The following is a 12,870-nucleotide window of genomic DNA, read 5'->3' on the forward strand; positions in this document are numbered from 1 at the left end:
GGAACTTGGAGCTGCCGAGGGAGGCGGGAAGCGTGGCCCTGATGACAAGCCGCTTCGCGGACGGCCTCGCCGTGGGTGCGGACCTGGAGGAGACGGACCTGGAGAAGCTCGCCGAGCGTGCGGTGGGACAGGCGCTGTCCCGGCTCGGCGACCAGGCGGACCTGGTCTGTTTCTTCATCTGCGGTGACGACCCCGACGACGTCGCACGGGCCGGGCAGCGGGCGATGGCGCTCGCGCCCGACGCGCACGTGATCGGCTGCAGTGCCACAGGAGTGATCGGAGACGGACAGGGAGTGGAGCTGAAGCCGTCCGTGAGCGCGTGGGCGGCCACGCTGGGGCAGGCGCGGCTGACGCCGTTCGCCCTGGAGACGCTGAACGCGGAGGACCGGTTCGTGGTGGTCGGGCTGCCCGACCGGGGCCCCGACGACCACGTGGCGATCCTGCTGGCCGACCCCTACTCGTTCCCGACGGACGCGTTCGTCGAGCGGTCGGCGGACGTGCTCGGCGATCTCCCGCTGATCGGCGGCCTGGCCAACGGCTCACACGGGCGCGGCTCCGTGCGGCTGTTCGCCGACGGCGAGATCTACACCGAGGGCGCGATCGGCGTGCTGCTCAGCGGCCCCGTGCGGATCAGCACCGTCGTCAGCCAGGGGTGCCGCCCCATCGGCCCGTCCATGGTCGTCACCCGCGCCGAGGACAACCTCCTGCTGGAGCTGGCCGGGCAGCCCGCGCTGGCGCGCCTGGAGGACATCGTCAGCGAGCTCGACGAGGACGACCGCGAGCTGGTCGCCGCCGGCCTGCAGATCGGGCTGGCCATCGACGAGTACGCCGAGCGCCACGAACGCGGCGACTTCCTCATCCGGGGCGTGATCGGCATCGACCCGGAGCGGGAGGCCGTGGCGATCGGCGACATCGTGGAGATCGGGCGTACCGTCCGCTTCCAGGTGCGCGACGCCGCCACGGCCGACGAGGACCTGTACGACCTGCTGGAAGCCCACCGGGCCGAGTTCGGGCAGGCGGACGGGGCGCTGCTGTTCTCCTGCAACGGGCGCGGGTCGGCCATGTTCGGCAGCGCCGACCACGACCCGGTGGCGCTGCGCGACACGCTGGGCCCGATCGGCATGGCCGGGTTCTTCGCGGCCGGGGAGGTGGGACCGGTCGGCGGCCACAACCACGTGCACGCCTTCACGGCGTCGGTGCTGGTCTTCTCGCCGGGTACGGCGGACGGGGCGTAGATCCGGGCGGGCGACCGTTACGGCACCAGCCCCCAGGTGGTGGCCAGCCGCTCCGCCACGGCCTCCTGCCGGGGGCGGTAGACGGCGAGGAACCGCGCGCCGCACTCCAGGTCGTCCAGCGCGGAGGCGATCTCCCGGCGCAGGTACCGCTCGGCCTCGCGGGCCGGCAGGACCTGGCGCGACTCGTCCGACACGTCGGCGGGGGAGCGTCTCTGCACCCGCTTCCCCTCGCGGTGCCGCGCGGCGGACTTCTCCAGCCGCTCCAGGAGCGCGGCGAACCGGTCGCGCTGCGAGGTGGCCACCTCGGTGGGTGCCGTGGCGGTGACCGCGTACCCCTTGGCGGTGAGGCAGTAGGCGTAGGAGCCCGCCAGGGCGATCAGTCCCGGGTCGGTGTCCAGCTCGTTCTTCCAGGCCCGTCCGAGCGCCCGGACGTACTGCCGGCGCAGGTGGGCCGCGTCGCTGACGTCCCGGCCGAGGACCTGCTTGACGGTGATGACGTAGCACTCGGCGCCGGCGGCGGCGTAGGCGTCCGTGCCCGCCGCGCCGTGCGCCCTGGTGCGAGCCGGCCCGGGAGTCTCGGGCGGCGGCTCCACGGCGAGGGGCGTGCCGACGGCCGGCGGCTCGGGCGCGTGCGTCCGCGTGGGCGTGGCGTCCGCGGTGTCGGCCGGCGCGGAGGGGGATGTCACCGGCGTCTCGGCGGCCGGGAGATCGGCCTGCGGGGGAAGGGTCTCCGGGACGTGGGCGAGCGGGTCGTTCGGGCGGGCGAGCGCGGCGAAGACCCCGTAGCCGTACCGCGAGCGGTACGCGCGCATCGCCGCCCGGTCGCCTCCGCGGCGCCGCTGCTCGTCGGCGGCCGGCGGCGCGGGAGTCCCCGGTACGGCCGGCGCGTACGTGAAGCCTCGCCCCTTCATGCACGCGGCCATGACCTGCTGCTGCCGCCCCAGCACGCCCGGGGCCGGAGGCGGCGCGGGCACGAGGCCGCAACCGGTCGCCATGGCGGCGACGCCCAGGAGGGCCACGATCTTGCGCATGACGGCCAGGGTAGGGGCTCCCGCGCCCGGCCCCGGCACGGTCCGCACCCGTCAGCGGCCGACAGGCGGTGATTCGTGTCATAGATCACAACTGTCAGGCTTGTAACGCTTCGGTGGGCTCCTTCCAAGCAGGGGTGTAGATCGACGAAGGGAGCTTGGCCGGTGCGTCGCAAACAGGCGGAGATCGCCACGGATCCCGTGGCCTTCGAAGCCTTCTACCGGCGGCACGTCGACGCGGTCACCCGCTTCCTCGCCCGCCGGGTCGAGGACCCTCACACCGTCGCCGACCTGGTGGCCGAGGTGTTCGTGGCGGTGCTCGACTCCGCCCACACCTACCGGGCGGGCCTGGGCAGCGAGATCGCGTGGCTGTACGGCGTGGCGAGGAACACGCTCTCGGCCGAGCGGCGCCGCGCGTTCAGGGAGTCGAGGCTGGCCGACCGCGTGGGCGGCCGGCGGCTGCTGGACGCCGACGACGTCGCGCGCCTGGAGGAGCGGATCGACGCGGAGAGCAGGGCCAGGCGGGCCTTCGAGGCCATGGCTGGGCTGCCCGAGGGGGAGCGGGCCGTGATGGAGTTGATCGCCATCGACCAGCTCACCGTCACGGAGGCCGCGCAGGCCCTCGGCATCCGGCAGGGGACCGCCCGGGTCCGGCTGTACCGCGCGCGCCGCGCGCTGCGCGACGTTCCCCTCGTCATGGAAGGAACCACAGGATGAGTTTCGAGGAGCGCCTGCTGATGGAGCTGAAAGCCGAAGTCGCCGCCCGCGGGGTGGAGCACCGCCGCCGGGTGACCGTCCGCCGTCTGTTCGCGGGGGCGGCGGTGGCCGGGCTGGCCGCCGCGGCCGCCGTGGCCGTGCCGCTGCTGACCGGCACCGAATCCCCGGCGTACGCGGTGACGAAGAACACCGACGGCACGATCGGCATCGAGATCAAGGAGTTCAGAGACGCGGACAAGCTGGAGAAGGACCTGGCACGGCTGGGCGTCACGGCCGACGTGACGTACGTCAAGCCCGGCACCTGGTGCAGGCGCGACAGGGGCCGCGTCGTGCCGGGGGACAAGGCCGCCCGCGTGCGGGCTGGAGGGGTGGACATCGAGCCCCGGTACATCGCGAAAGGCCAGACGCTGCTGCTGGAGTTCACCATGAACGAGGATCAGACCTCCGGCCCGGTGAAGCCACAGGTCCTGTGGCAGTTCTCGGGACGGGTGATCGACGGCCCGGTCAAGCCGTGCGTCGTGGTGCAGGACCCGAGCTGGAACGACATCGGCGGCCCCGAGGGACGGCCGCCCGCCGGTAGCTGACCCCGCGGCCGACGCCGGGCGGGCCGGGGCCGGGCCGCGGGTCGCTCAGGACTCGGGGCGGCTGGGCTGGAAGAGCCAGGCGTCGAACAGCGAGTCGAGCTGCTTGCCCGACAGCTTCTCGGCCAGCGCGATGAACTCGGGAGTGGTGGCGTTGCCGTACTTGTGGTCGGCCACCCACGTCCGCAGCAGCGTGAAGAACGTCTGGTCGCCCACGGCCCGGCGCACCGCCTGGAGCGTCATGGCGCCCCGCCGGTAGACCGACTGGTTGAACAGGTCGTCCGGCTTGGCCCGGCCCGGAGGGTACTTCCAGACCGGGTCGTTCTTGACGGCGTACTGCCGGCGGAACATCGTGTCGGCCGTGGCCCCGCCGGTGTGCTCGGACCACAGCCACTCGGCGTAGGTGGCGAAGCCCTCGTTGAGCCAGAGGTCCTTCCAGCGCTTGATGCTGACGCTGTCGCCGAACCACTGGTGGGCCAGCTCGTGGGCGATGATGCTCGTGTCCGGGTCGAAGCCGCCGTACATCGGCTTGGTCTGGTTCTCCAGGGCGTAGCCGGCGGAGTAGTTGTCGACGACGCCGCCGGTCGAGGAGAACGGATAGGGGCCGAAGAGCTTGCTCCAGTAGTCGGTGACCTCGCCGGAGACGCGGTAGAGCTTGCCGAGCGCGTTGCGGTAGGCGGGGTCGACGGCGGCGATGTTCGGGATGCCGCCGGGGGTCTTGCCCTGGCGCAGGTCGAACTTGCCGAGTGTCGCCGTGGCCAGGTAGGTGGCCATCGGGTGGGTCTCGCGCCAGGTGAACGTGGTGCGCCCGCCCGGGGCCGCCTTCTTGCCGGTCAGCTCGCCGTTGGCCAGGGCGGTCAGGCCCTGCGGCACGGTGATCTGGAAGTCGAAGGTGGCCTTGTCGGCGGGGTGGTCGTTGTTGGGGAACCAGGTCTTGGAGCCGGAGGGCTCGGAGGCCACGAACGCGCCGTCGGTCGTGGGGATGAACCCGTAGGTGCCGAGGTTGGACGGGTCCTTGACCGGCTTGGGCTGGCCCGCGTAGGTGATCTTGACCGTGAAGCGGGCGCCGTCGGCCAGCGGGGTCTGCGGGGTGACGGTCAGCTCGTCGCCCTCGCGCGAGAAGCCGGCCTTGGCGCCGTCGACGGTGGCCTCGCTCACCTCAAGCCCGGACAGGTCCAGGTTGAAGCGCGACAGCCGCTGGGTGGCCGTGGCGTCGATCGTGGTGACCCCGTCGAGGTGCTTGGTGGACGGGGTGTAGCCGATCGTGACGCCGTAGTGGCCGACGTCGTAGCCGCCGTTGCCGTCGAGCGGGAAGTCGCTGTCGCCGATGCCCGGCGCGCCGGCGTCGGCGCCGCTCGCCGCGACGGGCGTGCCCTTGCCCGAGGTGTCGGGGTGGGCCGGGCCGGCCGCGGCGTCGCCGCTCTGTGAGCAGGCGGGCAGCGTCAGGAGCGCGACCAGCGCGGCGCTCGCCTGGCGGGTGAACCTCATGACGTCGCGCTCCCCCTTCGTAGCGTGACACGTAGCTTACGCGGTGTCACGAGCGCGCGGGGAGCTCGCCGGACCTCGGCGCGGTCGCGCTCGGACGCCTCAGAGGTTACCCCGGCGCTCCTGCTCCCGCTCGATGGCCTCGAAGAGGGCCTTGAAGTTGCCCTTGCCGAATCCCAGCGAGCCGTGCCGCTCGATCAGCTCGAAGAAGACGGTGGGCCGGTCCTGCACCGGCTTGGTGAAGATCTGCAGCAGGTAGCCGTCCTCGTCCCGGTCCACCAGGATGCGGCGCTTCTTGAGCTCCTCGATCGGCGCCCGCACCTGCCCGATGCGCTCACGCAACTCGGGATCGTCGTAGTACGAGTCGGGCGTGTCGAGGAACTGCACGCCGGCCGCCCGCATGTGGTCGACCGTGGTGAGGATGTCGTTGGTGGCCAGCGCGATGTGCTGCACGCCGGGGCCGCCGTAGAACTCCAGGTACTCGTCGATCTGCGACTTCTTGCGGCTGACGGCCGGCTCGTTCAGCGGGAACTTGACCTTGCGGGTGCCGTCGGCCACGACCTTCGACATGAGCGCGGAGTACTCGGTGGCGATGTCGTCGCCGACGAACTCCGCCATGTTGGTGAAGCCCATGACGCGGCGGTAGAACTCCACCCACTCGTCCATCCTGCCGAGCTCGACGTTGCCGACGCAGTGGTCGACGGCCTGGAACAGCCGCCCGTTCTTCACCGCGGGCGCGGCCACGAGCGGCTCGGTGGCCTGGTAGCCCGGCAGGTAGACACCGCCGTAGTTGGACCTGTCCACGAGCGTGTGACGGGTCTCGCCGTAGGTGGCGATCGCGGCGAGCACCACCTTGCCGCGCTCGTCCTCCAGCGTGTACGGCTCGACGAGCCCCCGGGCGCCCTGCCGTACGGCGTGGGCGTAGGCCGACTCCACGTCCGGCACGTCGAGCGCGAGGTCGATCACCCCGTCGCCGTGCTCGGCCACGTGCCGGGCCATGTCGGTGCCGGGCCGGATCGAGGAGCGGAGCTCGAACCGGGCGGAGCCCGAGGTCAGGACGTAGCCGACCTCGTCGCGGCTGCCGTTCTCCGGCCCGCGGTAGGCCACCAGTCGCATGCCGAAGGCGGTCGAGTAGTAGTGCGCCGCCTGCTTGGCGTTGCCCACGGCGAACACCACGGCGTCCATCCCGTTAACCGGAAAAGCATCAGTCATGCCACTAAATCTCGACTTACCTGATCTGGTTGTGCAAGAGTTACCTGAAACACTGGACAATCTGTCCAGCGCAGCCGCGATACGTCCGGAGTTCCTGTACACCATGACGATCGACGATCTCGACGCCCGTCTCATCGCGCTGCTGGCCGCCGAGCCGCGCCTCGGCGTGCTGGAGAGCTCGCGCCGCCTCGGCGTGGCCCGCGGCACCGTCCAGGCCCGGCTCGACCGGCTGATGGCCAGGGGAGTGATCACCGGGTTCGGGCCGGACGTGTCACCCGTGGCGCTCGGTTACACCGTCACCGCGTTCGTCACGCTGGAGATCAGGCAGGAGGCCGGGCACGACCCGGTGTCGCACGGTCTGGCGCGCATCCCCGAGGTGCTGGAGGTCCACACGATCACCGGCGGCAGCGACCTGCTCTGCCGGGTCGTGGCGCGTACCAACGCCGATCTCCAGCGGGTCATCGACGAGATCGTGGACGTGCGGGGCGTGCGTCGCACCTCGTCCGTCATCGCCCTGGACACACCCGTTCCGTACCGGGTGCTGCCGCTCGTGGCGGACGTTCCGCGCCGCGCGGGGGACCAGTACGTACGATCACGGTAGGGACGAGGCACCGTCACCGGTCGTCTACCCTTTACGTTCGCCCAGCATACGGGGGTTTGCGAGGTGCGGAGCGGTGGTGGGAACGGCATGCGGAAACGACGGATCCTGCGTCGGCTGCTGATCGCCGGCGGCGTGGGGATCATCCTCGCGGTCGCCGCGTTCGGCGTGGCGTGGGCCATGACGCCCATCCCGGACAGCACGCAGAAGCAGGCCACGGCGCAGGGCTCCGTCATCTACTACCGCGACGGCAAGAGCGTCATCGCCCGGCAGGGCGTCGACCGCCGCAACGTCGAGCTGGCCAAGGTGCCGCAGCACGTGCGCGACGCCGTCATCGCGGCCGAGAACCGCTCCTTCTACGAGGACGCCGGCGTCTCGGTCAAGGGCACCGGCCGCGCCCTGTGGTCCACGCTCACCGGCCAGCAGCTCCAGGGCGGCTCCACGATCACCCAGCAGCTCGTCCGCAACTACTACAGCGGTCTCAGCCAGGAGCGCTCCGTCACCCGCAAGATCAAAGAGATCATGATCTCGATCAAGGTGGACCAGTCCAAGTCCAAGGACTGGGTGCTGGAGCAGTACCTCAACACCATCTACTTCGGCCGCGGCGCCAACGGCGTCCAGGCCGCCGCACAGGCGTACTTCGGCAAGGACGTCGGCAAGCTCAGCGTGGCCGAGGGCGCCTACCTGGCCTCGGTGATCCAGCAGCCCAGCCGCTTCGCCGACCCCAAGGGCGCCGACCTGGAGGCCGCCCAGGCCCGCTGGCGGTCGGTCGTCGAGGCGATGCGCCAGAGCGGCACGCTCGGCGCGCAGGAGGCCGCGGCCCAGACGTTCCCGGTGCTGAAGGCGCCGAAGAAGCCGTTCGTGCTCCGGGGCCAGGCGCAGTACATGCTGGACCAGGTCACCGCCGAGCTCAACCGGCGCGGCTACAGCGACGAGGACATCAGCAGCGGCGGCCTGCGGGTCGTCACCACCTTCGACAAGAAGCTCATGCAGGCGGCCGAGAAGGCCGTCAAGAACACGGTGCCCGCCGCCACCCCGAAGCAGGTCCGCACCGGCCTGGCGGCCGTCGACCCGTCCAACGGCGAGGTCGTCGCCTTCTACGGCGGCAACCCCAAGCTCACCGGGTACGACAACGCCTTCTCCGCCAAGGTGCCGGCCGGCTCCACGTTCAAGGCGTACACGCTGGCCGCCGCGCTCAACAACGGCCTGGAGCTGTCCACCCAGGTCAACGGCAACTCGCCGATGCGCGTGGCCTCCGACCCCACGCACCCGATCCCCAACGACAGCGGCCGCTCGTACGGGACGATCGACCTGGTCCGCGCCACCCAGAACTCCGTCAACACCGCGTTCGTGGACCTCGGCCAGAAGGTCGGCCTCGACAAGGTGGCCGCCACCGCCGAGGCGGCCGGCATCCCCGTGGCGCAGCTCCAGCCGCACCAGGCCGCCGCGACCTTCCCGCTCGGCGTCGCCTCGGTGAGCGCCGTCCAGAACGCCTCCGGCTTCTCCACCTTCGCCAACAAGGGCGTCCACGTGGAGGCGCACGTGGTCAAGTCCGTCACCGACGCCAAGGGCGCCAAGGACGTGATCAAGCCGGCCTCCGCGCGGGCCGTCGCCGAGCAGGCCGCCGCCGACGCCACGTACGCGCTCCAGCAGGTCGTCAAGTACGGCACCGGCACCGCAGCCCGGCTCTACGACCGCCCGGTGGCCGGCAAGACCGGCACCACGGACGAGTCCAAGTCGGTCTGGTTCAACGGGTTCACGCCGCAGCTCGCGGTCGCCGTCGACATGTTCCGCTCCGACAACAAGACCGTCACGGTCCCGGGCTACGGCGTGCAGTTCGGCGGGCAGCTCCCCGCGCAGGTGTGGCGGGCGTTCATGACCGAGGCCATGCGCGGCAAGCCCGTCGAGGAGTTCCCCGAGCCGTCCGACTACGGCTACACCTCCCCGTACGACAACCCGTACGACAACCGGTACGACAACCCGTACGCCCCCCGCGACCCGCAGAGCCCCTACGACGGCTGGGACCAGCCCGACCCCCGGCAGCCGACCGGGCTGGACGAGACCACGGGGCCCCGGTTCACCGAGCCGCCGCAGACCCAGGTCCCGGACGACACGCAGGGCCCGCCCGACCTCGGCGACGACGGCGGCCGGTCCACCGACCAGGGCACCCTGGTCCCGACCACGGAGCCCGACGGACAGGGCCCCGTGCGCTCACCCGCCGGCTAGCTCGCGGCGCAGCTCCTCGGGCGTCGTGACCGGCATGCGGCAGGTGAAGCCCCGGCACACGTACGCGGCCGGCGCCCCTCCGACGAGCCCGCGCCCCTCCAGCAGCGCCGGGCCGCCCGCCACCGCCGCGGCCCCGCCCTCCTCCCCGGGCGTGCCCAGGGCGACGACCAGGCCCGGCACGTCCGCCAGCATCGCCTCGCGGTGCAGCGCCCGCGTGCGCGGGTCGGCCGGCGCGCCCACGACCGCCACCTCCACCGGCCCGTCCAGGGCGGCCCGCGCCACCGCGAGCCCCCACCCGGCGAACCGCGCGTGCCCGCCGGCCAGCACCGACACCGTGCCCAGCGCGGAGTGCGCCGCCTCCCGGTGCCGCGTCGAGCCGGTCAGCGCCGCGTACGACAGCAGCGCGCCCGCGGCGGCGTACTGCCCCGACGGCGTGGCGTTGTCCGTCGGGTCCTGGGGCCGCTGGAAGAGCCGCTCGGCGTCGTCGGCGGTGTCGTAGAAGCCGCCCGTCCCGTCGCCGAAGCGGTCGAGCACGGCGTCGAGCAGCGTCCCGGCCAGCCGGAACCACCGGGTCTCCCCGGTCGCCCCGTAGAGCGCGAGCAGCCCCTCGGCCACGTTGGCGTAGTCCTCCAGCACGCCCGCGTTCGCGCCCGCCCGGCCGTCGCGCGAGGTGCGCAGCAGCCTGCCGTCGCGGACGTGGACGCGCTCGAGCAGGCCGGCCGCCGCCGTGGCCGCCTCGACGAGGTCCGGCCGGTCGAACACCGCGCCGGTCTCGGCCAGCGCCGCGACGGCCAGGCCGTTCCACGAGGCCACGATCTTGTCGTCGCGGCCCGGCCGCACCCGCGACTCCCGGGCGGCCAGCAGCCGGGCGCGCACCGAGTCGAGGCGCGCGACGTCGTCCGGGTCCTCCAGGAGCTGGAGCACCGACGTGCCGTGCTCGAACGTGCCGGTGACCTCGAACACCCGGGCCGCCCAGGCGCCGTCGTCCTCGCCGAGCACCTCGCGCAGCTGCTCGGGGGTCCAGACGTAGAACCTGCCCTCCTCGCCCTCACTGTCGGCGTCGAGCGCCGAGGCGAAGCCGCCCTCCGGGGTGCGCATCTCGCGCAGCAGCCAGTCGGCGGTCTCCAGCGCGATCCGCCGGGCCCGCTCGCCGCCCCCCGCCTTCCACCAGTGCGTGTAGACGCGCATGAGCAGCGCGTTGTCGTAGAGCATCTTCTCGAAGTGCGGCACGACCCACCGCGCGTCCACGCTGTAGCGGGCGAACCCGCCGCCGAGCTGGTCGTAGATGCCGCCCCGGGACATCGCGTCCAGCGTCTTCCCGCTCATCCCGCGCTCGCCCGAGCGCAGCAGGAACTCCAGCACCATCGACGGCGGGAACTTGGGCGCCCCGCCGAACCCGCCGTGCCCGGCGTCGAAGGAGGCCCGCAGGTTGTCCATGGCCCGGTCCAGCGCGTCCGCCCCGGGCAGCGGCCCGGTGGGCAGCGTCGTCCCCTGGGTCAGCGCGGAGACCACCTGGGAGCCCTGCCGCAGCACCCCTTCGCGGTTGCCCGTCCACGCCTGGTCGACGGCCGCCAGCAGCCGCTGGAACTCGTGGCGCGGGAAGTAGGTGCCGCAGTAGAACGGATGGCCGTCCGGCGTGGCGAACACCGTCATGGGCCAGCCGCCCTGGCCCGTCATGGCCTGCGTGGCGCCCATGTAGACGGCGTCCACGTCGGGGCGCTCCTCGCGGTCCACCTTGACGTTGACGAAGCGCTCGTTCATCAGCCGGGCCGTCTCGGCGTCCTCGAAGCTCTCGTGCGCCATGACGTGGCACCAGTGGCACGCCGAGTAGCCGACGCTCACCAGCAGCGGGACGTCACGCCGCCGCGCCTCGGCGAAGGCCTCCTCGCCCCAGGGGTGCCAGTCGACGGGGTTGTCCGCGTGTTGCAGCAGGTACGGGCTCGTCGAGTCCTTCAAGCGGTTCATCAAGACCTCCCCGGATCACCCTACGGGGCCACCTGCCCCCGGCGCCCGCGCGCATAACCGGATGGGTACGCGCCCGGCGGCGTGGAGGCGTAGGTTACGGAGAGTGGACTTGGAGTTCGTCTGCGCCCACGCGGGGCGCCGTGCCACGGCCCTGACCCGCAGGGACGTCGCGCGGGCGCTGCTGTCCGTGCCCTCCGGCCTGGCCCTGGTGGCGCTGCCGGACCTGCGGCGCGCGATGCTCGCCGCGGGCAACGCCCTGTCGCCGGTCTTCTGGGAATCGGCCCGGCGGACGCTCATGCTCATCGAGTCCGGCCAGGCCACGGTGGGTGAGGTGCAGCGCTGGGTCGAGTCCACCGGCACCGAGCCGATCCTCCTGATGCCGACGCTCCAGACGCCCGACTACTTCATCTGGCCGGAGGAGGACGAGCGGGGGCCGGTCAGCCAGGAGATGTACTCCCGGCTCGTCCGCCACCTGGAGGAGCGCGTGGAGGCCGGGGACATCGACTCCGACGCGCTGCTCAGGGGCGACCCGCGGGCCCGGCGCGCCTACGAGGAGATGCAGGAGCGGTGGCTGAACACGCCGCTGCCCGACGGCCGGGTGCCGGGGTTCGAGGTCAACGACGAGCAGGACGAGGAGCTGATGGCCTTCTGCGACGAGCAGCAGGTCAACGCGCTGAGCGAGCTGCGGCGCGTCCTGGGCGGCATGCCGAGGCGTCCGGAGCTGCCGGCCGCCGACCTGGAGGCGGCCGCGACGCGGCTCCGGGTGCTGCTCGGCCAGCCGGGCTACCCGGCCAACGTGCTGCGGGCCTGCGCCGGGTTCGAGAGCCTGCCGATGCCCGACGACGACACGGAGCTGTGGCTGTCGGTGGTCGCGGGCATCGCCGGGCCCGTCTCCGACCTCTCGGAGGACGACGACACCGTCGAGGAGTTCACCGACCTGGAGGGCGAGCTGCGGCACGAGGACACCGTGCTGGCCGAGCTGTGCGCCATCCAGCTCGCCGACTGGCTCGGGGCGGTGACCGCGCTGACCCGGCTCGGTCCGGGCGTGCTGGCCTCGCCCGAGCGGATCGCGCGGCTCATCGCCGAGTCGCCGGACATCGACACCGGCGAGATCGACATGAGCGACCCCGACGAGCTGCGCGCCGGCGAGCGGCTCTTCACGCCGGTGGTCACGCTGTGGGGGCATCTCGGCATCGTGGACGCCGACGACGTGCTGACGCCGCTCGGCTGGTGGGGGCTCCCGCTGGCGCTCGAACGCGCCTGGTCGCGCAAGGAATGGTGAGCCCTGCCGTGGCGGGCGGCGCGCTAGGACACCTTGGCGTCCACCAGGTCCTGGTACTCGGGGTGGCGCTCGATGTACTTGACGACGTACGGGCAGAGCGGCACGACCCGCAGGCCCGTGTCGCGGCTCAGATCGAGGGCGTGGCCGACCAGCCGGCCCGCGAGGCCCTGCCCCTCGTGCTCCGGCCGCACCTCGGTGTGGGTGAGCACGATCTTCTCGGGCAGCAGCCGGTAGTCGGCGAACCCGGCGACCTCACCGTCCAGAAGGATCTCGAACCGGCTCCGCGCCGGGTTGTCGACCACGTCGATCGCCATCTACTCGGCCTTCTTTCCCTCGTCGGTGGTGTCGCCCTCGTGTGGCACCTTGATCTTCGACATCTGCTTGTTCATCGACTTGATCAGGATGTAGAGGGCGACCCCGATGAGGGCCACGACGGTGAAGCCGAGCAGGCCGGGGCTGACATCGCCAGCTGCGAGAACAGTCACCCTTCCAGTCTGCCACCGGGGGGCCGTGGTCCGGCCCCCGGTCCTGACCGCGCCGG

General features: G+C 72.3%; 12 protein-coding genes. 6 read left to right on the forward strand and 6 right to left on the reverse strand.

Translation table 11 applies throughout. The features are described 5' to 3' along the window. Positions 1-41 precede the first annotated feature (41 nt). Positions 42-1,235, forward strand: coding sequence for an FIST N-terminal domain-containing protein (locus MTP10_RS14660; protein ID WP_310709770.1), 1,194 nt, complete (start codon positions 42-44; stop codon positions 1,233-1,235). A gap of 17 nt (positions 1,236-1,252) precedes the next feature. Here the strand turns inward: MTP10_RS14660 and MTP10_RS14665 are convergent, their stop codons facing one another. Beyond that, complete coding sequence (locus MTP10_RS14665; protein ID WP_310709704.1) at positions 1,253-2,266, reverse strand: hypothetical protein; 1,014 nt, start codon at positions 2,264-2,266, stop codon at positions 1,253-1,255. 162 nt (positions 2,267-2,428) lie between these two features. Between MTP10_RS14665 and MTP10_RS14670 the strand changes: the two genes are divergently transcribed. Next, on the forward strand, positions 2,429-2,980 hold the full coding sequence (locus MTP10_RS14670) for a sigma-70 family RNA polymerase sigma factor (RefSeq protein ID WP_310709705.1): 552 nt from the start codon (positions 2,429-2,431) through the stop codon (positions 2,978-2,980). Beyond that, a complete protein-coding gene (locus MTP10_RS14675) occupies positions 2,977-3,564 on the forward strand; it encodes a hypothetical protein (RefSeq protein WP_310709706.1) in 588 nt (195 codons plus the stop codon). Before MTP10_RS14670 ends, MTP10_RS14675 begins: the two co-directional genes overlap by 4 nt. A gap of 45 nt (positions 3,565-3,609) precedes the next feature. Here the strand turns inward: MTP10_RS14675 and MTP10_RS14680 are convergent, their stop codons facing one another. Beyond that, complete coding sequence (locus tag MTP10_RS14680) at positions 3,610-5,049, reverse strand: M1 family metallopeptidase (RefSeq protein ID WP_310709707.1); 1,440 nt, start codon at positions 5,047-5,049, stop codon at positions 3,610-3,612. Between the two features lie 99 nt (positions 5,050-5,148). Next, positions 5,149-6,231, reverse strand: coding sequence for a 4-hydroxyphenylpyruvate dioxygenase (gene hppD / locus MTP10_RS14685; protein ID WP_310709708.1), 1,083 nt, complete (start codon positions 6,229-6,231; stop codon positions 5,149-5,151). A gap of 130 nt (positions 6,232-6,361) precedes the next feature. Between hppD and MTP10_RS14690 the strand changes: the two genes are divergently transcribed. Next, positions 6,362-6,859 carry an Lrp/AsnC family transcriptional regulator gene (locus MTP10_RS14690; protein WP_310709709.1) on the forward strand — a complete coding sequence of 166 codons (498 nt, stop codon included), beginning with the start codon at positions 6,362-6,364 and terminating at the stop codon, positions 6,857-6,859. 87 nt (positions 6,860-6,946) lie between these two features. Continuing rightward, entirely contained in the window at positions 6,947-9,082 is a 2,136-nt protein-coding gene (locus MTP10_RS14695; protein ID WP_310709710.1) for a transglycosylase domain-containing protein, read from the forward strand. Here MTP10_RS14695 and MTP10_RS14700 read toward each other — a convergent pair. Next, a complete protein-coding gene (locus MTP10_RS14700) occupies positions 9,068-11,047 on the reverse strand; it encodes a thioredoxin domain-containing protein (protein ID WP_310709711.1) in 1,980 nt (659 codons plus the stop codon). The genes MTP10_RS14695 and MTP10_RS14700 overlap by 15 nt on opposite strands. Positions 11,048-11,150: 103 nt before the next feature. On the opposite strand from MTP10_RS14700, the gene MTP10_RS14705 reads away from it, so the two are divergent. Further along, the gene (locus tag MTP10_RS14705) at positions 11,151-12,329 is read left to right on the forward strand and encodes a hypothetical protein (protein WP_310709712.1); all 1,179 of its coding nucleotides are present in this window, start codon (positions 11,151-11,153) and stop codon (positions 12,327-12,329) included. 23 nt (positions 12,330-12,352) lie between these two features. Here the strand turns inward: MTP10_RS14705 and MTP10_RS14710 are convergent, their stop codons facing one another. Next, positions 12,353-12,643 carry a GNAT family N-acetyltransferase gene (locus tag MTP10_RS14710; RefSeq protein WP_310709713.1) on the reverse strand — a complete coding sequence of 97 codons (291 nt, stop codon included), beginning with the start codon at positions 12,641-12,643 and terminating at the stop codon, positions 12,353-12,355. Next, a complete protein-coding gene (locus MTP10_RS14715) occupies positions 12,644-12,814 on the reverse strand; it encodes a hypothetical protein (RefSeq protein WP_310709714.1) in 171 nt (56 codons plus the stop codon). Positions 12,815-12,870 lie beyond the last annotated feature (56 nt).

The organism is Nonomuraea sp. 3-1Str (genome assembly GCF_031570565.1).
Classification (GTDB): domain Bacteria; phylum Actinomycetota; class Actinomycetes; order Streptosporangiales; family Streptosporangiaceae; genus Nonomuraea.